This is a genomic window from Pseudomonas sp. J380, assembly GCF_009827115.1.
In the GTDB taxonomy this organism is placed as follows: domain Bacteria; phylum Pseudomonadota; class Gammaproteobacteria; order Pseudomonadales; family Pseudomonadaceae; genus Aquipseudomonas; species Aquipseudomonas paracarnis.
The window spans coordinates 2,308,120-2,326,776 of the sequence record NZ_CP043060.1 but is presented as its reverse complement, the minus strand read 5'-3'; the positions used below and the strand labels follow the sequence as shown (position 1 = coordinate 2,326,776).

At 43.3% G+C, this 18,657-nt stretch carries 26 protein-coding genes; 10 read left to right on the top strand and 16 right to left on the bottom strand.

The window, feature by feature from the left end; genetic code table 11:
• Nucleotides 1–9: 9 nt before the first annotated feature.
• The 4 genes from FXO12_RS10445 to FXO12_RS10430 all read right to left on the bottom strand — a co-directional run bounded on the left by FXO12_RS10445 (nucleotide 10) and on the right by FXO12_RS10430 (nucleotide 2,959).
• Nucleotides 10–444 (bottom strand): hypothetical protein, encoded by a 435-nt coding sequence (locus FXO12_RS10445; RefSeq protein WP_160049655.1) that lies wholly within the window; start codon nucleotides 442–444, stop codon nucleotides 10–12.
• A gap of 68 nt (nucleotides 445–512) precedes the next feature.
• Complete coding sequence (locus FXO12_RS10440) at nucleotides 513–1,583, bottom strand: hypothetical protein (RefSeq protein WP_160049654.1); 1,071 nt, start codon at nucleotides 1,581–1,583, stop codon at nucleotides 513–515.
• 1 nt (nucleotide 1,584) lies between these two features.
• Nucleotides 1,585–2,199: a HEPN domain-containing protein gene (locus FXO12_RS10435; RefSeq protein ID WP_160049653.1), complete on the bottom strand. Its 615-nt coding sequence runs from the start codon at nucleotides 2,197–2,199 to the stop codon at nucleotides 1,585–1,587.
• Nucleotides 2,200–2,269: 70 nt separating this feature from the next.
• Nucleotides 2,270–2,959 (bottom strand): hypothetical protein, encoded by a 690-nt coding sequence (locus tag FXO12_RS10430; protein WP_256678957.1) that lies wholly within the window; start codon nucleotides 2,957–2,959, stop codon nucleotides 2,270–2,272.
• A gap of 135 nt (nucleotides 2,960–3,094) precedes the next feature.
• Between FXO12_RS10430 and FXO12_RS10425 the strand changes: the two genes are divergently transcribed.
• The 3 genes from FXO12_RS10425 to FXO12_RS10415 all read left to right on the top strand — a co-directional run bounded on the left by FXO12_RS10425 (nucleotide 3,095) and on the right by FXO12_RS10415 (nucleotide 6,706).
• Nucleotides 3,095–4,540: a hypothetical protein gene (locus FXO12_RS10425; RefSeq protein WP_160049652.1), complete on the top strand. Its 1,446-nt coding sequence runs from the start codon at nucleotides 3,095–3,097 to the stop codon at nucleotides 4,538–4,540.
• A 91-nt stretch (nucleotides 4,541–4,631) separates the two neighbouring features.
• A complete protein-coding gene (locus FXO12_RS10420) occupies nucleotides 4,632–5,987 on the top strand; it encodes a hypothetical protein (protein ID WP_256678956.1) in 1,356 nt (451 codons plus the stop codon).
• Nucleotides 5,984–6,706 carry a hypothetical protein gene (locus tag FXO12_RS10415; RefSeq protein WP_160049651.1) on the top strand — a complete coding sequence of 241 codons (723 nt, stop codon included), beginning with the start codon at nucleotides 5,984–5,986 and terminating at the stop codon, nucleotides 6,704–6,706. Before FXO12_RS10420 ends, FXO12_RS10415 begins: the two co-directional genes overlap by 4 nt.
• On the opposite strand, the gene FXO12_RS10410 is transcribed toward FXO12_RS10415, so the two are convergent.
• From FXO12_RS10410 to FXO12_RS28770, 4 genes are all read right to left on the bottom strand, one after another.
• Entirely contained in the window at nucleotides 6,703–7,299 is a 597-nt protein-coding gene (locus tag FXO12_RS10410) for a hypothetical protein (protein WP_160049650.1), read from the bottom strand. The genes FXO12_RS10415 and FXO12_RS10410 overlap by 4 nt on opposite strands.
• Complete coding sequence (locus FXO12_RS10405) at nucleotides 7,296–8,150, bottom strand: hypothetical protein (protein ID WP_160049649.1); 855 nt, start codon at nucleotides 8,148–8,150, stop codon at nucleotides 7,296–7,298. Before FXO12_RS10405 ends, FXO12_RS10410 begins: the two co-directional genes overlap by 4 nt.
• Nucleotides 8,151–8,542: 392 nt before the next feature.
• The gene (locus tag FXO12_RS10400) at nucleotides 8,543–9,292 is read right to left on the bottom strand and encodes a hypothetical protein (RefSeq protein ID WP_160049648.1); all 750 of its coding nucleotides are present in this window, start codon (nucleotides 9,290–9,292) and stop codon (nucleotides 8,543–8,545) included.
• Between the two features lie 98 nt (nucleotides 9,293–9,390).
• Complete coding sequence (locus FXO12_RS28770) at nucleotides 9,391–9,678, bottom strand: hypothetical protein (RefSeq protein ID WP_178119861.1); 288 nt, start codon at nucleotides 9,676–9,678, stop codon at nucleotides 9,391–9,393.
• 71 nt (nucleotides 9,679–9,749) lie between these two features.
• Here FXO12_RS28770 and FXO12_RS28765 point away from each other — a divergent pair, with 71 nt between their 5' ends.
• Nucleotides 9,750–10,118 carry a hypothetical protein gene (locus tag FXO12_RS28765; protein ID WP_178119860.1) on the top strand — a complete coding sequence of 123 codons (369 nt, stop codon included), beginning with the start codon at nucleotides 9,750–9,752 and terminating at the stop codon, nucleotides 10,116–10,118.
• Between the two features lie 39 nt (nucleotides 10,119–10,157).
• Here the strand turns inward: FXO12_RS28765 and FXO12_RS10390 are convergent, their stop codons facing one another.
• Nucleotides 10,158–10,928 carry a hypothetical protein gene (locus tag FXO12_RS10390; protein ID WP_160049647.1) on the bottom strand — a complete coding sequence of 257 codons (771 nt, stop codon included), beginning with the start codon at nucleotides 10,926–10,928 and terminating at the stop codon, nucleotides 10,158–10,160.
• A 94-nt stretch (nucleotides 10,929–11,022) separates the two neighbouring features.
• On the opposite strand from FXO12_RS10390, the gene FXO12_RS10385 reads away from it, so the two are divergent.
• From FXO12_RS10385 to FXO12_RS10375, 3 genes are all read left to right on the top strand, one after another.
• Nucleotides 11,023–11,292, top strand: coding sequence for a hypothetical protein (locus FXO12_RS10385; RefSeq protein WP_097191561.1), 270 nt, complete (start codon nucleotides 11,023–11,025; stop codon nucleotides 11,290–11,292).
• Entirely contained in the window at nucleotides 11,289–11,444 is a 156-nt protein-coding gene (locus tag FXO12_RS10380) for a hypothetical protein (protein ID WP_160049646.1), read from the top strand. The genes FXO12_RS10385 and FXO12_RS10380 overlap by 4 nt, the downstream gene beginning before the upstream one ends.
• A gap of 107 nt (nucleotides 11,445–11,551) precedes the next feature.
• Nucleotides 11,552–11,857 (top strand): hypothetical protein, encoded by a 306-nt coding sequence (locus tag FXO12_RS10375; protein ID WP_115487633.1) that lies wholly within the window; start codon nucleotides 11,552–11,554, stop codon nucleotides 11,855–11,857.
• A 58-nt stretch (nucleotides 11,858–11,915) separates the two neighbouring features.
• On the opposite strand, the gene FXO12_RS10370 is transcribed toward FXO12_RS10375, so the two are convergent.
• From FXO12_RS10370 to FXO12_RS10360, 3 genes are read right to left on the bottom strand one after another with little or no spacing between them, the layout of a single operon-like run.
• Nucleotides 11,916–12,458, bottom strand: coding sequence for a hypothetical protein (locus FXO12_RS10370; RefSeq protein ID WP_256678955.1), 543 nt, complete (start codon nucleotides 12,456–12,458; stop codon nucleotides 11,916–11,918).
• Between the two features lie 15 nt (nucleotides 12,459–12,473).
• Complete coding sequence (locus FXO12_RS10365; RefSeq protein ID WP_160049644.1) at nucleotides 12,474–13,010, bottom strand: hypothetical protein; 537 nt, start codon at nucleotides 13,008–13,010, stop codon at nucleotides 12,474–12,476.
• Nucleotides 13,007–13,381, bottom strand: a complete 375-nt coding sequence (locus FXO12_RS10360; protein ID WP_160049643.1) for a hypothetical protein — start codon at nucleotides 13,379–13,381, stop codon at nucleotides 13,007–13,009. Before FXO12_RS10360 ends, FXO12_RS10365 begins: the two co-directional genes overlap by 4 nt.
• Nucleotides 13,382–13,570: 189 nt before the next feature.
• Here FXO12_RS10360 and FXO12_RS10355 point away from each other — a divergent pair, with 189 nt between their 5' ends.
• A complete protein-coding gene (locus FXO12_RS10355) occupies nucleotides 13,571–13,879 on the top strand; it encodes a helix-turn-helix transcriptional regulator (RefSeq protein ID WP_160049642.1) in 309 nt (102 codons plus the stop codon).
• Nucleotides 13,880–13,898: 19 nt separating this feature from the next.
• On the opposite strand, the gene FXO12_RS10350 is transcribed toward FXO12_RS10355, so the two are convergent.
• On the bottom strand, nucleotides 13,899–14,117 hold the full coding sequence (locus FXO12_RS10350) for a hypothetical protein (protein ID WP_056788923.1): 219 nt from the start codon (nucleotides 14,115–14,117) through the stop codon (nucleotides 13,899–13,901).
• A gap of 811 nt (nucleotides 14,118–14,928) precedes the next feature.
• On the opposite strand from FXO12_RS10350, the gene FXO12_RS10340 reads away from it, so the two are divergent.
• Together FXO12_RS10340 and FXO12_RS28965 are read left to right on the top strand one after the other, a co-directional pair.
• Complete coding sequence (locus FXO12_RS10340) at nucleotides 14,929–15,222, top strand: hypothetical protein (RefSeq protein WP_073452621.1); 294 nt, start codon at nucleotides 14,929–14,931, stop codon at nucleotides 15,220–15,222.
• Nucleotides 15,223–15,224: 2 nt separating this feature from the next.
• Nucleotides 15,225–15,695, top strand: a complete 471-nt coding sequence (locus FXO12_RS28965; RefSeq protein ID WP_244697901.1) for a hypothetical protein — start codon at nucleotides 15,225–15,227, stop codon at nucleotides 15,693–15,695.
• A 161-nt stretch (nucleotides 15,696–15,856) separates the two neighbouring features.
• On the opposite strand, the gene FXO12_RS10330 is transcribed toward FXO12_RS28965, so the two are convergent.
• From FXO12_RS10330 to FXO12_RS10320, 3 genes are all read right to left on the bottom strand, one after another.
• Nucleotides 15,857–16,516, bottom strand: coding sequence for a hypothetical protein (locus FXO12_RS10330; protein WP_160049641.1), 660 nt, complete (start codon nucleotides 16,514–16,516; stop codon nucleotides 15,857–15,859).
• Nucleotides 16,517–16,843: 327 nt separating this feature from the next.
• Nucleotides 16,844–17,941: a protein kinase gene (locus FXO12_RS10325; RefSeq protein ID WP_083221289.1), complete on the bottom strand. Its 1,098-nt coding sequence runs from the start codon at nucleotides 17,939–17,941 to the stop codon at nucleotides 16,844–16,846.
• The gene (locus tag FXO12_RS10320; RefSeq protein ID WP_065948938.1) at nucleotides 17,938–18,363 is read right to left on the bottom strand and encodes a DUF3010 family protein; all 426 of its coding nucleotides are present in this window, start codon (nucleotides 18,361–18,363) and stop codon (nucleotides 17,938–17,940) included. Before FXO12_RS10320 ends, FXO12_RS10325 begins: the two co-directional genes overlap by 4 nt.
• Between the last annotated feature and the right edge of the window lie 294 nt (nucleotides 18,364–18,657).

Genomic DNA, 18,657 nt, shown 5'->3' with positions numbered 1-18,657 from the left:
CTGACGTTCCTAATTGAACCGTTTTAGAAATTCGTTAAGGTCACGTTCTGGACGTACACCTTTGACGCTAACCAACATCAAAACTCCGATTAATCGAGCCTCCGAAGTGGCGATTTCAGCATCCCCAAATTCTCTCCTTACGACCGGCAAAGCATGCTCCAACCACCCATTCAGAATCTCTATAGGATCTTCCTTCATGCATCCGGCGTCGAGTTCGCGTTTCTCGGTCGGGGTGATGGCTCCGAATTCTTCTGCAAGGTGGAAGGTTTGAAGGATCAACGCAAGCGCCATCCCGTGATTTTCAGGCATCTGACTGTTGGAAAATAATGCAAACCAATTCGGAAAGTGCATCCGTGTGAGCTTATTAAATTTGTCTGTTTTGGATTTTACCAAGACAACAAAAATGATAATTCCGGCCACGATTGCACCGATCAAATATTCCATTGAAAACCTCTAATAGATCCATGTAGTGCGGCGTATTTTACTTGTTTGTAAGTGGTATGCTTTTCGCGCTATCGAAAAATATCCTCGTCCATTATGCCGTTGAATAAACTGCCTTGGTAACGCTCTGCATAGAGCAGTGTTGTAACGTACCGATCAGCGCTATGCGTTCCGTTCAGCTCAAGAGGGTGGGCACCATCAGTTGCGAAAATGTTGCTTGGGTCGTGGTCCTGGATATCGTCCTCGGAAATCTTCCTGTACACAGGCTGGTAGATCGTCCCATGGTCGGCCCGCAGGTAGTACGTTGGGTACTTCGTTTCCTTGTCGAGAAGGATTGCACCGGCAGTGAGTCGAGCGGGGCCGTTTACCGTGCGAACCTTGCCATCTGAGAGTTTGTAGGTGCCATTTCGCGTGTGAAGCTCCATCACGAACTCATCCATCGACCGAAGCGGCTTGCTGACAGGTATGCCCTTGCTCGTGATGTAAACAAGGAAAGCATCAGACAGGGTTTCTGATGACAGCGAGCTACCATCAATGAACTCAACAACTCCACCGGCCAACGCCCGTTCAAGGTCAGTTGCTGCTACCAGTAGTGGTTTTAAAGAATGGTCAGCGCCTTTTGCACGATCCAGAAGGTGCAGCATGTTCAGATCGTCCTGTCCCGAGGGAACCCTATCGGTACGTTGGACCAAGAATGACTCTTTAAAAAGGCCCTGCCAGCTATCCAAGCACTCGTTTTTGGAATCCCAGATAACAAGCTGGTCCTCCAATTGCAGAGGTAAGCACGTTGAGCGGAGTGCCTCGATGAGCATGTGCAAAGGCGCGAAATAATCACCGTCCTTTTCTCGGAAGCGAACAATCAGCCCTTCATCTTTACCCGCGATCATGCCATCCAATGACCACTGACCGATTTCAGCCGTTTGGCCCGTCCAAACCATAAGAGAGATTTCGGAATGCTTGGGGATGCCGTGTGCATCAAGCTTGATCAAAGCGTTCACTTCCTCCTGGTTAAAATCACAGGGAGGCGGTTGGCTCAAAGATTTTTGGCGCGGAGTTTTCTCAAGACTGTCGATGATTTTTTCATAGTCGTCTTCCCCCGTGGAGAAGCCACGGGACTCACAGAATTCTTCCCACTCGCTCATTTTATTTGGCCTTGGCTGGGTAGCGATGATCGAAGAGGGCGGTGTAGCTCTTGTAGAGAGCGTCATACCGTTTCCATGACGTTGCCCCGGTCGGTGAGTAGGTCTTGATGGACGTTCCCTTAATCGCCGTCTTGCCTTTGAATAAGATGGTGTTGGCCATGTCGTAATAGTCGATGAGCTTTTCATCAGTGGCGTTTACGGGTACAGGGTATCGCCCAGCCCATACAACGCTGTGCTGATAGAAATTGAGGATCTTCTTCTGCGCAGGGTTTCTCTTCACACCAAGCAAATGAGCCAACAGGTTCAAGTCGTGATGCTCTGGTGGGGTAGTTCCTTGGCTAACAAGCGCCGCCTTCATCGCAACTTCCAGCGATAGCCCGCAGAGCATGTGGTAGACGTGGGAACAGGCAAGGTGCATGTCGAACCCTTCACCTAATCCAAGCTCCCTAACTGCGTCATGACCACGTCCGTTTGACATGGAAAGCCAAACGGCACCGGCAGAGGCATGAAGATCGTTAGCACGATTCCGCCAATGATTTTGATGGCTCTTGTCGTCCACCAACGTGGGCCGTTGGTGGTGCTGGTAATCCTCATACACTGGGAAATCTTCTTCCATGTTCAGTCCCTAATGGCAGACGAAAAAAAGCCCCGATAGGCCGGGGCTTCATGCTAGCAGTTTGGAACCATCAAGCGATGGTGTACCCATCGAAAGCGGTTTTCTCGGTGATAGCCTTAATGATATTTGGTCGTGTAGCTGGAACCTCGGACCCGTCTCCAAGCTTGATAGTGGCCGGATCGAGCGTTTCCTTGCCGGCAGCATCTTTGACGATCTTAAAGCCCAAGAAGGTGAATGCTGGTTCGTCTTGGGTCAGGTTCGCAGCAGCACGGCCACGGCGGGAAAACAGTTTTTCAGACTTACCCTTGTGCGTCAGGGTGTGAAATGTCGGCTCGCCGGATGGGTCTTTCTCGCTAGTTTTGCGAGTGCCCTTTGTTTTGCTACCGGCGTTCTTCAACGCTACGTGTGTGCCTTTGATGACCTCAAGCGAAATCTCATATGCCAAGGCTTTGAATTCGTCTTGGAACGCCAACAGAACACGTTCAAAAGATGTGCTTTTCTTCAATTCTGCCAGTGACTTAAGGTTGGCTTTTTCCGCATCTTTTAGCTTTTTCAATTCTTCAAAAAGCTTAACCAGCTTTTCGTCATCGCCTGAAGATGCTGCAGTAGCGATTTGAGCGTGGATGTCAGTCAGGGCTGATGAAGTCGTGACAGACAGCAGGTGCTTCAAAACCTTTGCGCCCAGCTCTTTAGCAGGAGCTGCGTGGAGATCAGCAGTAACGGCAGCTTCATATTCATTTTGAGAGGCTTTGTCAGTCATTCACTCATTCCTTGCGTGTGGGTATTTTTAAAACAATTAACTGAAGCTAATTGATGCAAAATCTATTGTCAAATTGTTTTGCGGGGATTTACAAAAGAAAATGATATAATTGTTCATATAACTAACAAATCTAATATGAAGTATTCAAAAGAAGAAGAAAGGCAGGCACAGGCAAAAAGAGATCAAGCAGTTCAAATAGATAAGGCAAAGCAAATCCAAGATATTGATGACATGCTCGTCAAGAAAGGTGTTGCTCAGAAGTTACCAGAACCAATCGCTACACAGCAAGGCATAATAAGCGGGGGAGTGAATGTTAAACGCGCAGTTCCTTTAACAAAGCTGTCTAATGAAGAGGAAGAAGAACAGCTACCAGTGGATGAATTCGTTTCTGCTCTACTGAAAATAGGTAAAAAATACGATAGAAAAGTAATGCAGAAGAAAGACGACATTCATGATGGCGTAGACCTTTTCTTCATCAAAGTTGGGCAAGAACGCGCTATTGATGTGAGCGTAAAGCATGGTGGTGATATACGATTCAATGAAGGCGAATTGAATTGCCAGATGAACCAAGACATTGTGAGAGCTGTAGCTCCTTTCAAATTTCACCAGCCTGACACCGTGCTTGAGGTGTGGGTAGATGATTCCAAAAAAACTCCAGAAGCAATTGCTGCGCAAGAGGAATTCATTAAGAACACTATTGGCACGTTGATAGAGTCTGGCGTTAGACTCGACCGTATTATTTTAAAAAACGAGCAATTCAACTCTATTCTTGAGAAGTACAAAACAGACGCACAAGCAGCTAATCCAAAAGAGCCCGCTGTAGCTGGTGTTAATGTCGTGAGTCAAAACAAGCCTATTGAAAAGCCAATTGAACCTGCTGCATCAGTGGCTGAATCCTCTCAAAATGCCGCTCAACCGAAAGAAGAAATTTCTGCGGAGCAGAGCGCCGATGTAGTGAAAAATAGAATTGAAGAGATCTTTTTGGGCGAAGGGTTGTTTAGGAGGGGAGATTCTATATTGGATATGATAAATAGAGGGATAGAATTAGATAAAGCAGAAGGGATTAAGATTAAAATATCACAAGATGGCAGTACCTTTAATGTCACAAAGATTGGGGGTGATGCGAGCATTCCAGATCGAAATTTTCAATTTGATACTTCAAAGATGCCTGATGCTGAAGAATACAGAAGGGTCTTCAATTCGCTTGAAGGTCAAGGTCAGTTGGCAATCATAAGATCAGGGATGAATCTCGAAAATTTTGTTAAGCAAAAATCTTATCTAAAGATAAATGGGATTGATTTGTCATTTTCAGATGATTACCAAGACGTGGTTGTTTCGAACGTAAATGGTAATACAAAAGAGAGGGAGACATTTCCTCTAAGTAGCATCGTGGTTGGGACTTCAAAATTAGGGGCGGGGTTGTTCAACGCACTGAATAATATTTCAAGCGCAGATAATCAGTTTAAAGAAATAAAGCCAAGCAATGCAGCCAAAGCAGCAAACGCGGATGCTTTGTTTGAGCCAAAACCTGTGGATGTGGAAGAGAGGCAAACAAGTCGAAGAAATAAACCTTCGATGTAAAAATAATAAGAGAACCTGCGGGTTCTTTTTTTTGCGCATAATTTGATGACTGCTAAATGGTATAATTAAAGCAATAACAAACAAATCTAAAATGAAGTTTATAGACAAAATTAAAGATAACCTCAAAGAGGTTTTTGGCGGAAAAAAAGACACGGGATTCTCAGAGAATACAGTAGATGTAATTCAGTCTTTTCAAGATGCAGATTCTACCCCTAGTGTCATTAGTGATTTGCCTGAAAACCAAGAACAATATAGCGATGATATATTAAAGGCTTTCGCAGAAGAATCTAAGACGTTTGGTGTGGGAAGCAATAGTCAAACTAAATATGATTATCTGACTGATACTGACGGGGCCTTCCGTGACAAAGTTATTGCTAGTATAAATGTAAAGCGCGTACCAGAGTCTGAGCTGGCTAAAAGCCCTGAAAACTCAATGGTTGAGGCAAAAGATTATCTAGCTGAGTTGAAGGTAATTCTAGAAAAATACAATATGTCTATAATGGAGTTTTCTAACTCAAAGATTAAGATAGCGGATGAAAGAAATAGAACTCAATTTGACCTCAATAGAACAGGTGGGGTTAGGTTTTATGTGAATATCAATGGGCCATGGGTTCAAGAGATAGTTGATTTTGAAGCAAGGCATAACTATTCCGGGAACAGAAAAAGCATTGAGCTTTCCACAGATCCAGAATTGGTAAGCCATGCAGAGCGTAAAAAGTATTTTGTGTCCTGTTATAAAACGCTGCATGATGCTGGTATTGACCACAAAAGAATCGTAATTCTTGATAAGGATTTCAGATACCTCATGGATGAATTAAAGCCGAAAATTGAACCCGTCAAGGTTGGTGCGGAATCAACTAACAACGCAAAGCCAGTGAATTCGCAAGCCCCGCCCCTGACTGGTGGTGTTAAAACTATAACTGCACAAGAAGCATTAGAACAACGCACGTTAAGAATGCTGAAGGTTTTCGGTGGTGATTTGGATTTCTTGGATAGCAAAAGACCAGTCCTCGCAAGTGAACATAATTTAGACATTACGTTCAGCGATGATGGTCAGCATGTCACAGGTTCGACTGTTGATAAAAAGCTATCTGCAACCTTTCTTACAAAAACAGTAGAAAAAGGAGAAAGGTATCTTCAGGAATTAAGCACGAGAGAGATAAGCAATTCAATTCGTAGCATTGTTATGAATTCTAAAGGCAACCTATCCACTTTTGAAGATTTAACAGGAAAGGCTTCAAATGATTTAAGTATTGATATTTCTATTTCACAAGATTCTAAAAATATTGTTGGTGAAAAAGCGAAAGACGGAAATCTACACAAAGTATCATTACAACTAAATGGCATTAATGGAGGTAAAATTCTTTCAGAAATGCACAAGCTTGAAAAGAATGAGCAAGACGACCACACGGTGAGGGAGGCAGTTAAAAGGGGGTACAAACCATGATTTCGATGAAGGGGCTGTTCTCCTTCTTCGTACCTAACCAAGCTCAAAGGCCAAGAAGCAAGGAGGCTTCCAAAGCTGCAGATGAGCTGGTGGCGAAGCCTGAATTCCTCAATAGATGTCGAGAACGTTTGATCAGCACCATGATTCGCTCGTCACGGTCTTTGCCGCTTGTTGTTTCCCATGATGGTGAACAGTTGACAGCCACGGCCAACGGCTTGGCTTCTGTTCACATGAAGGCCAAGGGATTCTGTGTCCTGGACGTGCGTACCCAGTCTGCAGAGATTGTTCTTTCCGTCATAAGGGACATACACCATGAGTTCTCAGTGGGAGCCACGAACGAAGGCCAGATCATTCTCTCCCTGGTAGCAGATGAAGCTGTAACGCCAGAAGGGGGCCTTGTAAGGCTCATCACTGACGTAATCCACAATGCGTGCCTAGATCTGCCAGATTCGGTCATGGAAGCTGGACGTGATGCCGTGGAGGGTCAGGTTTATGCTGTGATTGCGCGTAAGCTTGCTTCGACTCTTGGGCAGTACTTCGCTGACAATCTGCGCATCCCGTTAGCTGTAGCTCGTCATGAAGCCTTGAAGGCGCCTCACCTGGTGGGTGATGAAGACTTGAAAAGCTTTCTGGATAAGAAACTACAGAAGAATGCAGATGTTCTATTCGATGAACTTTACATCTTTGATACGACAAGCACCTACAGAAAAGGCGATTAAAGGTCGCCTTGTAAATCTGTGAATATCTCTGCCAAAGCCGATTTGTTCGTTGGAAATTTTAGGCAGATTGTTAGGATCTCCATGGGTTGTCTGTATTCCCATTTGACCTTTGAATAACCCATCTTGAAAATAATCCTATCCAGCTCGAATAGATTTTCTACAAAGTGAGTGTTGACCTTGTTGTTTTCGAAATGGGTATACTTAAAAATACTATAGTAGTCGTCCATATGTTTAACAAAAGCTTTTACTTCCTCAAAGCATGTTTTCCATTCAGGGGAGCCGGGTTTGATTTTCGTGTAAGTCCTAATCATGCTCGTAACAAACATTAGAGATGCACAGGATTCAATCGGTTGTTTTAGAAAATTGCTTGTAATGATTTGGTCGAAAGCCGTGCAATATTTATCCAGCGGGGCGCCTAATTTCTTTTTAATCCCTGAATAAGATTTGTCCTCTGGTGGCGGGTCAGAGTTAAAAATTTGATCAAGAATGTCAGAATTCGGATTGGGTATATCTTTTTCATCATCCCCGTTTATCCCTGAATCAAGGTTTTGCATCATTTGGTCTATCGCGTCTTCGTCATATTCGTCTGTCATAATATCCTCATGATATTGGTTGGTATTGAAAGTATTTTCATTATTCTTTGTTGAGCTTTACTAGCCGTAAGAAAGGCTCTGTAAGACTTTGCTTTTTTATTGAGATATTTCTCGTTGTACCTTTGGAACAGGTGCCCGTATTTTCTCAGAAAGGGTTCATAACTGATTAACAAGTCTTTATGAAGCGTAGGGTGTTCCGTCATATAGTCTGTTGGGTATCTAAGCCATTCCGGTTTATTCACGTAATGGGTAAAGTATCGTGCATGGTTTTTCTTTAGCAAAAAAGCGATGTATTCATTAATGCTGTTTGGTCTAGCGTTTTCAGCCCACTCATCAAATTGGCATAATTGAAAAGCATCAAAGGCCAGCCAGTTTTCTTCATTCGTAGTGAAGTTGTTAAGTGATTCTTCGTTTGGAATCTGTGCCCAATCATGTCTGATTTTAAAACGATGATCTGTACAACGGCTGTTAGCTCTATAGCCGCTGACATTGAGTGCGTCAGTAGGAAAAGCGTATAGAACCTTTAGAAAGCCTTTGAGGTCTTTTTCATAGAACCACTTCAACCGAAAAAGCAGAGGTTTGTTAGCCAATCGTTGCGAGTAATCGTCAAAGATAAGCGCACTAATTAAGTCATTTCGCGTTGGGCAGCTAGAAAAGAAAAGTAGAAATTCAATTTCTTTGTTGTACTTGTAAAGGATAAAAGGATTACTCAGCTCTGTGTAATTTTTGGCACTATTGATCTCGTCAAGGGTATTGGGCTTTGGATCGAAATCGAAAGTCTTACTGTAAAGCAATTCGTTAAAATCATTGATCGGAATCTCTCGACCTTTAGTTAGGCTGGCTTTAAACATAGTGGCATTGTTTGTTTTTTCTTATCTAATTATACCATTTGAGAGCGCTAAAAATTTACATATAGGATAAACAAAGTCAGGTATTGAGCCTGACGGTTTTTTCTTCTGTAAATTATTAGATAGGATAGGGTTATTGGTACGGCGATGTAAGCAATTGAGCCACACATAATTTGAGTGACATTAGATCGAGAAATTGCCTCCAGCCAATTTATGAAGCTAAAATTGCCCATGGAATGGCTCATGAAAATTGAGCAAGCTATCAATATGGCAAACGCAAGTATTGCAAATTTTAAGAAGCGTTCAATTTTATAGTATTTAGCATAAGCTTGAGTTGTAGATGGTTTTGAGTTTTGCATGATTGTTAAGTTTGTTTTTATAAATTATACCATTTGTTAGGATGATTCTTTAAGGAAGACGTTACTAAAATAAGCGAGGTCTTTGAGATTTGATTTAGGATAGTGTGCAAAAATCTGACAAGTGGCCGCGTCAACTGCAGCCATCGAATGTAATTCCCCTGTATTGCTTTCAATTGCTACGAATAGCTTATGCGTTCTTGATTCTATATCTTGCGTTAACTCTACAAATTCTTCCTCTCCATTTTGGATGTATTTGATGACTGGGCTTTCAAGGTCTTTTGTTATTGAGCGTAAACCTTCTAAGAGGTCTGTTTTACTTACACCAATTGGCGTTTCTGAACTGCTCCTGTACGGCATTAATTTCCTATACGCTTTGCTGTAGTCTTCGTTAGTGAAGGATTCCCAGTTGTCGTAATTCACTACTACTTTGAAAAAACGGCAAAGATGTAGCTTTAAATATTCTTCATTGGATTTTTCATATTTACCATTATGGCTAATGTCGAAATCAAAGCAGCAGTGTTGTTCGTGTTCTATGCGAATAGCTTCAGGGGCTGTAATGCAGATGTGTCTTTCTAGTAATAAGTCTCTAGTGAAATGCACCTGTATCTTTGTGCTGAAGTGTTTTCTTTGTGACGTGTATATCATCAACTCACTGGTATTTACTTGATGAAGCTTCGCAAGGGCTTGAATTAAATTTTTATTGATTGATGGCTTTCCGTTTGCTGTAAAGTCTTGAAAAGTGAGTCTCGTGGCTGGCTTTAATACGTGAAGGTTTGAATTCGGCATGTGCAGGAATTTATTTATTTAATTTATTATACCATTTGAGCTAATCGCATTTGCTATAATGACAAAAACAACTGTGTAAAACATGAATGAATTAAACTTTAACGAACCGACAGTGCAGATTGATTTACCAGATCTATTCGGAACTGAAAAAACAAAAGAGAACGTCGCGCAAAGAACTGACTCACTGATTCAGGCTTTAAGCTCAATAACAGAGAGTCGTGGCTTGAATGCATCACTCGCAGGGATGAAGCTCCCAGCACCAGCACCAGCACCAGCACCAGCACCAGCACCAGCACCAGCACCAGCACCAGCACCAGCACCAGCACCAGCACCAGCACCAGCACCAGCACCAGCACCAGCACCAGCACCAGCACCAGCACCAGCACCCATCGTAGCGCCTGCAGTAGCCTCTGTTGAGCCTTCGCAAGGCATCGGGGATGATGAGTGGCCTGTCGTTGTGCCTGACGTGATTGTGCCCCTTGGTGTGAGCGAATCTTATGAGCCTGTGGGGCACGTCCAGGTTGAAGAGGATGTAAAGCTGGATGTATGCATAGCAACGCCACCGGCTGCGCCTGTGGAACAGAAAGGCGGGACTTTGAGCGATTACAAGCGCTGGGCTCTTGAGTACAAGAAAGAAGAAGAAGCGCTTTTGCGTGATGCTTTTAAAACAGCACAGATTTTAGTCAGTTACGATTTTGACCCTACGGCAACAGAATTCGATTATTTAGAGAATGTGCTGAAAATGGCTTTTATCAAACGGGGAGTCTACAACGAATGTAGACATGAAATCTCAAGGCGTCTGTTCGACCAATTCATAAGTGAGTGATAAGCTTAAAAATAATAAAGGCCCCATATGGGGCTTTTTTTACACCTGAAGCCCTAGCTTGGTCATAGTCCCTTGAACTATGACAATGGTGTGAACTAAATCGACTATTAATGTAGAAGCGCAGAGTTGTCCCATAACGCCTATAAAGCTACGTTGTCCTGAACCCGTGGAAATTTTATGAAGGGCAAATAAAGCATTCACGAAAAATAGAAAGCCCACCATCTGTAAACCGGATATTACATTTTTAAGATTCCCTTCTAGCTCTCCTGAATGTTGCGAATCAATCATTGATTTCACCTTATCAAAGGTTGGTCCTGATATTTGACTGCTTGCAACACTCCAGCACATATCCTTATTTTTACCGATTTTCCAATCTTCAAATGCATCTTCATTGGTTATATAGCAAGCCCCTTTAGATTCTGAGTTGAAGGTTTTAACGACAGAATCCACGGTAGAAGTGATGTTGAGAATTAAAACACCAATGATCAAACCGAAAATCATCTTGTTCTTAACTTCGTGTTTGCCCTGTGCGCCTACTTCAGTGTAAAGAACCATATTTTTAAAGGCTATGACTATAAATATTAGTCCTCCTAATACACTGATTGTTTTTGTTAGCCAGATTATTATTGAAATTAAATATTGATATTCGTCCTCGTTGGAATTATCCATCACTGCGTCATAGTCATCGTCGTTGTCATCTGTTCCTACAAAACTGCTTGTTCGATCTGATGCTGTTTGGCCTGTTATTGGCTCTGCAAAGCTATTGGGGATTGTTGTAAGTGAAATGGCGACGATTGCTAAAAGAATCATTAGCCATCTTTTTATTGTTTTCATTGTTTAAGAAGGTTTGTTTCTCAAATTATACCATTTTTAAAATGCTATAATAAATACAAACAAGCCAAAAATGAAAAAGGAAATAACTGTCGATGATGTAAATGCGCTAAATGCTTTTAGTCTTGAGGTCGAAGGTGATCAGCTAAAGAGACTGTCGATCCTGGTGAAAGCCAGAATCAAGGGGGATAAGTTTTTAAGCTTTACTAAGAAAATGCAGAAGATAACAAAAATCAAAGTGATGAATTTCAGAACGCCTATATTTATCACTTTCAGTGAGTCAGCAGTTTCTGCGCTCCATGACTTAAGTCTTGAGCTTATCAGTAAGGAGGCTGTTAAATGAAAATAGGGAAAAAGAAACCATTTAATTATTACGATGATGATTTAGAGCCGATTAAACATAAAAAAACAGATGATGAGATTGACGAATGTTTGAGTCTGGATCTGAATATCCAGCTTGAGCGGAAAAAGCATCAAGATTTTAGAGAGAATTGAAAACCTATTAATACAGACCTTTGAGTCTGTTTTTTTTATTTTTTCTTAATGGTAAATTTGGTTGAAGTGAAATGCTATAATTCGCTTAACAACAAACTTTACTAAAAATGAATACATATGAAACGATTGCTTTAGAGCTGGAAGATAAGAAAGATAATGACTACGTTAAGGCTGTGAGGCTTCACAATCAAGAAGCCAAAAGAAGACGATTAGCAGAGGAATTGGCTAGATATGACTTGGTTGTTGAAGCTGACAGATTAGCTAATCTATATTTCCACAATTTTGAAGATGAATTTGCTCAAAGCCTTCCATCTACCAAGGACGCTTACCTTTTTGCAGTAGGTAAACTGTCTAAAATGAATTTAACACCCGATGAGAAGAAAATCATCAGGTTGAAAATCATCGGTGGATAAGGCTTAATCTCGTTGCTTTTTAGAAGGCAGTAGCTTTGTTCTACTGCCTTTTTTGTTCTTAAAAAATCCTGTCTTTGTATTTTTCTGTGAGTGGTATATCTCGTTTGATTTCGTTGACCTGTTGGAGCGGTGTTGTGCTTCCATTTTTATTGATCATATAAAGCTTGTTGTCTGAATCCATACCTAGATCGAATTCGTAAGGTCTTTCATCGTCTCTATCCATTTTAACGATTTTGATTGCATTATTGTATTTGCTGGGTGTGAATGTACTCACTTGAGTTCGCCCTGGTGTACCGTCCACAAATAACTGCACCTTAATAAAGCGCACGCCCTTCATGTCTGAAGGGTTGCCCGTGTACTGAATATCACCTTCTGCATAGCGAGTAATGGTATATGCGTATTCGGTTTTTTGTTGGTCGAACTTTATGTATTTCGACTTGCCAACCTGATCGATGACTTTGTTACCAAAGCCCTGAATATCCGCGCTGACTTGGTTTTCATTGTAGCTATCGTTTTTCGAAAAGCTTGTGTCAGCTTGTACGACTGTGGCTGTTGAAAACAGCATAGCTGTAAATACGAGACTGCTGATTTGTTTGATCACGGTATGAAATTCCATTTAGAAAGCGTATGGGCTTTTTTTGTCTTTTCTTGAAACGTGCTTCTTGATTGAATCGACCTGCTCTAGGTGGGTCGTAGACGTAGGGCCGTCGATTAAGAACAACTGTTTGTCTTCATCCATTCCAAGGTCGAACTCGTAAGGGCGCTCGTCGTTTCTATCCAACTTCACGATTCTGATCGCACTATTATATTTGCTAGGTGTATAAGTACTGACCTGTTTTGGAAGCTCAAACCCATCTTTGAAAGCTCTTACAAGCAAGAAAACCACACCCTTGATGTCATTAGGGTTTCCAGTATATTTCACTGAATTTGAAGCCATACGTTCGATGACATAAGCATATTCGGTCCCTTGTAAATCGAATTTCAGATACTTTGATTTGCCTGCTTGATCTAAAATCTGATTCCCAAAACCTTGTATGTCAACGCTGACCTGATTGTCTTTGTAGCTTTCATTCTTCGAAAAGCTAGGGGCAGCATGAACAAGGGGCGCAGTGGAGAAAATCAAAGCTGAAAGTACTAGTGTGGTGATTTTCATTTCACGATTCCTTTGATCATCATCGTTATTGAAACGACTGCAATGATGATGAGTGTCCACATAAATACCCGGTCCCTTTGTTCTTGGGTAAATTTGTTGACGAATTTGGTGAGCGCATACAAACCCCAAATCATCGGGATAAGGAGTATGTAGCCCAAGCCACTCTCAAAGCCCTGCGCACCCGCAAACACAAGGACGCAGGCGAAAAGGTAGATAATCTGGACAAGGTTGCCTTTCAGGCTGACTTCTTTCTGAAAAGTCTCACGCATCTCCTTGCCGTGGGTTTTGTCACGCTCATTGGCCTGAAAATGTGTTTCGTGCTTCTGGCCGTCATACGACAACCATTTGTCATCCTCATCGCGATCTGCCATTCCCTGAATCCTCAAACATACCGAACGTAGAGCCCCTGACAGACGGCGTGGTGGCCGTCTGATACCTGAAGCGGAGTCTACGCCAGCCATCGTATTCTTAGCAAAAAATCCGATGGCACAGAGCGTTTGTAGACAAGGATTTTTACTGTGAAGTGCTTGTTTGAAATACGAACAGGCTGAAAAACTGTGGTGCTTGCAAAAGCGATTAAGAAATACCGCCTAGGGAAGGGAATCACACAAGCGGAGCTAGCCAATCGGTCAGGGTTCGACCCAAAGACGATCAGTCGATTTGAAACGGGCGAGTACGTCCCAACGGTCGAGGCTGTCTACAAGTTTGCTGAAATTCTAGGTGTGCCGGTGAAGGATTTTTTTGCTGACCTTGAAGGCGAGATTGAGCAGAGGGCGTTTCTTTTTGAGGTTATCCACAACGCAGATGCTGAAGAGCTGCGGCGGCTCGTTGCGTTGGTAGGGAAAGCTCGTAAGGCGCCGAAGCCCTAGAGTGTTCCTGGGCAGTGTTTTATAAGCCAGCCTTCACCCTCTCTGGATCACCTTCTAACTTGTCTTCAACCTCTTGGAATGAGCGAGCTATCTCCAGCAGCTCGCTTGCTGCTTGCTCATCGCCAGTTGCCTTCATACGGTCAGCTACTGCGACCAGATCAACGCCAGCCCATTTGAGGGTGGCTGCTGCTTCTTTAAGATCGTCGCGCAATGCTTGTTTGGGCTGCGTGAGGGGCATGGTGCTATCCGTTGATTTCAGTTCCTGGTGAGTATGACCAAGGGAGAATGACGATCTCAAGAATCCACCCTGATCAATTGCGTTTGTCGCTACGAAGCTAGTGAGGAAGAACGGGCGCGTTGCGCGCTATGGATGGCGGTGTTACTGACCGCATCCTGGGCATTCGTTGTATCGATGGTCTTGTATGAGATCGGGGATCTGAATGCTGATTAAGGCGAAGCCCCGAATTCGCCATACCTCCGGGGCTTCTGTTCTCACCACCATCCCTCAATGTCAGCGAGCGTGGCGTGACGTTAGCAAATTGACTGGTGGGTGCCAATCCATGCATTCACTTCAGCACTGTCAGTCAAACGGGGCGATGCACTGATCAATACTCATGTGCAAAAAAAGTGGGTCTGGGCTTGGGTTCTGAACGGCTACACCACCGCTGTCTCTGGTGACATGATCAAGCTGAAAACTGCTAAATATGCAGCGTTCGGTTTCAGGGAGCCCGGTTTGCCGGGCTTTTCTGTTTCTGACGGTTGCGAGATATGGTGGTGGGTAAAAGGTTTTTAGGCTTCTTTTTTGCCAAACTCTACCTGTTGCGAGAAATGGGCTAGCCTATAGAACTCCTTTCTGCAGCTCCTTTAGGTAGGGCCAAACCGTCTGTTTTGGTATCAAGAAATCTGGAGGGGGCGAGTTAACGGAAGGCTCTCGTTTTCCGTGGTGTATGGGATTATCAAGCCAGGCCCAGCAAAATGTGCATCTGTCCTCCTGCTGTTTTCTCTTTTCTATCTACCCTATAATGTGAGAATCACATGGAGGATAAATCATGGCTGAACTCGATTTCGACAGAGCTGTAAAGGTTGCTAGAGGTAATGTTGAGAAGCTAGTTCCGAAAGCTAAGAATGTTACGTTGGAGGAAGCAATGACATCGGCTGACGGCAGGCTTTATGAGGTGACCTTCAGCTACGACATTGATAGAGAAGATAATCTGTTCGGCGTTGGTACGGACAACATCTCAAAGCTCGCTAGCTTAATGGGGCGTCGAAGGGAATATAAGATTTTTCTAGTTGATGCTGATAGTTATAGTTTTAGGGGGTTTAGAAACTATAAGGAGAAGTAGTCTTGAGTAGCCCTAGACTAATTATTGATACCAATCTTTTGCTTCTTCTTGTAATCGGAGCTATCGAAGAAGGGCGACATATCTCAAACTCTAGTAGGCTTAAAAGTTATAACGAAGAAGACTATCAGGTTGTAGTAAAGTTCATGGGCCGTTTTACAGATGTTTACATAACTCCATATATTGCGACCGAAGTATCCAATCTCATTGACTTGAATGGGTATGCTAGAATAATGGCGTTTGAAGCAGCTCAATTGCTGTTTTCACAGTTTCAGCAGATTGACTCAAATATCTCCGCAGACTCCGCAGCGAAGTTATTCAGCACCTATGGTCTAACTGATACTTCGTTAATTGGATTGGTTTCTGATTATACTATTTTGACTAACGATGGACGGATGAGTCAACCTTTATACGCTATCAATGGCGATAATGTAGTTCACCTTGAGTTTGCCAGAACTATGGTGAGGAATTCATAATCACAATTGCACACAGTGCGCTGCACGATCGCATCTTAGCGGCATTTATGTCGAGTGCCGCTAGATCACAAGCTGTTTTTAATTGTTGTGATGTTGAGTTACTATGTTCAAAGCGCGATTCTGTTTTTCCAGTAAGTCGACCTAATGACTTGACAACGAGGTTATTTCAGCAGTTTCGTTGACTTGCAGCCCGTCACTTGGGGATAGATCAGGCAAACAAGCGTTGATTTATGCTTTGGCTCAAAGCCGTGATCAATCATGCAGCGTTGCGCTTTGGCTGTGTCTCCGATGCTTGCAACGTCAAGATTTGACCCCAGTGGTTTTGCATAGCCGCATGCGTACATCACCGGCAGGGCTTCACTATCATTGGCTATCTGGACTGAGAAATGCGGTGATGCTCCCGCCTTGCGCCAGGTGACTTGCATGCGTTCATCCCGACCTGAATTAGGCTTGATTGGGTGAAATGCTTCGTCCTCCACAAATGGCAAAGCCTCGAGCTGGGACAGGCTTAGAGGATGCCCCTGCCTCTCTTCGACGCAGGCGGGCATGTCTTTCATAATGTCACAGTATTCAAAACCGTCTTTTCGGATGAAACCATGACGTTTCATACACTGGAATTGCAGCACCTGTTCGTTGATGGGCAAATGCGTCATCGAAGTGGTTACCGGGTCGCCACATTCCTTCATTGCGGCTTTGACACCCTCAACAGAGGTCGAAGGGCGTTTCCACCTCGTAAATTCGGGGGACGGCGGGCAGCCGGTCAGTAAAAGCACCGTCGCGATTAAAGCCGGGAAGGTAATGATTTGAGCTTTGTGGAACATGTTAATCCTTTATGTGCGTCAGGCTCCCCGACGCCTAGATTCTTGGGAACTTGTGCTTACGGCATCAAGCACGCCACTGAATGTAAGCAGAATGGTATCCCCTTTATGGACCTTACCGAAAGTCGACCGTTTACAACAGAGTTGGCCGATTGCCGCCTGTAGTGAGGGGCAGCAAGAACCCAATAGCTGCCATTCGTAACCGTCGAAAATTGGCTGACAATGTAGGTTTGACGGTTCTGGAGTTGGCTAAAAACTAAAGCTCATAAGGGCTGCCGGCTATTTGGTGGAGTTAACCCAAAGTGGAAGACAAATGGATACCGAGAATGATTAGATTTTCCCCTCAAGTTCACAAACAATATCACTAAGGCTAGTGCCAATAATCAAATTATCTCGCCGCCAAACACCGCCATTTTTTGATTTTTGCACATAAAGATGATTATCTTTTTCGAGAATTCTAAAAGAAATAGTAGGGGTGATCAAAACTGGGCGTCCTTCGATTACTGACCAATCTGGGATATTATTTTTGATATTATTAAGGTGAGTATGAAAAGCAGAAGCAGATGCAAATCGTTTTTCTGGATTTATATGGGTAGCTTTTCTTATTGTTCTCTTAAGGACATCTGGAACCCAAGGGGGGAGCGTAGAGAGATCAAGAATCTTCCCGCGTTGAATACGCTCTTTTATGCACTTGTCAACAAAGATCGCTTGATCAGCTCTCGACGAAAGCAAATCATGCTCACGCCTTTGTCTCTGACTTAGCCACGCCATTTCTTCATAGGGCAAATAGCCACCCAAGAGTTGATAGAGCATTACCCCGCATTGATACAGATCGCCTGCGAACCCGTAAGACCCTGCCTCAAGAGACTCCGGTGGTCTATAAAGAACAGCGTGGCTTGATGCAGGTATTGAATCTAGATCTTCGGGTATATATTTAATTGATCCAAAGTCGCCGATGATCGACCTACCATCATCACCCACGTAAATGTTAGAAGGTTTCAAATCTCTATGTAGATATCGCCGCTGGTGTAAATGAACAACGCCACACAAAACTTGCCTAACTCGCTCAACCGCTCGCAGATTGCTGTGTTCAGTCTTTTCTAGCACATCGTCAAGATCGCCATCCAAGCGAGGCGTAACAAAATATGCCCACTCCCCGTCAAGAAGGCCGGCACTCTTTACCGGCAAGATATTTGGCGCTTCAATCAACGCCAAAGTACTGGGTTCAGCATGATACTTAATGTTTCCTCCCCAGTAGTAAAACTTTACAGCTACTTCGTTATTCAGTATTCGATTTCGGCCGAAAAATAAATAACCATTTGCCCCCTTGTTTCCTTCTCTCGTAAATATTATGTCTTTACTCAAAAATCTGAGCTGATCCTTTATTTGCCGAGGAGCACCGACGGTCTCAATTAGTATCCCAGTCATAGGCCCTGCTTCCGAATGTAAAAAGCAGCGGCTTTGAAGGCGTCTTCCTGATATTTTCTAAGCCCGACTGGCAAGTTGAAAGGAACTTTTTTCTCAGATGCAGACATTCCTTGACCGGTCACAAATGTGACCTCTGAAACTCCATTTAGCTGGATAAGTGATTCCATCTTGAAGGATACCGCACCAGCAGCCATCTTTCCCTTTTGAGGACGCTTCTTTATAACTACTAGCTCGACGTTGTGCTGTCTTACAAAATTCTGAAATGTCTCAAAAAATGACTTTATGTCATCACTAGATTCGTCATCACCAAGTTTGATTTTTTGTGACTCATTTCTAAGAAATACATAGTCCGCATTGGCTTTTTCCAGCAGCACGATTACTGCTTCAGAGCCTGCCAATTCCACGCCGCATATTTTGTCCATAACATCCCTTTAGATTTCAAATAAATTCTGCATAGTTGTACAATTTACAAGGCTAGCAGGTGGCCATCAGCTCGTCCATTTTTGTCTCTGAGTACCTAACTGGGGTTTCCCCGACTCCTCTGGCGAATGGCAGAAGCGCTAAGAAGCAAATTGAGCGCTTCTGCCTATCAGCAGATGCGTAGCACGGCTGTTTCGGCTATTTTCTGTCCATGGTGAGAAAAAGAAAACGGCCCATAACGGCTCTCAAGGAACAAAGATAATTCCTTACTAGCCAGGCCTCTTCCCTTTTCCATG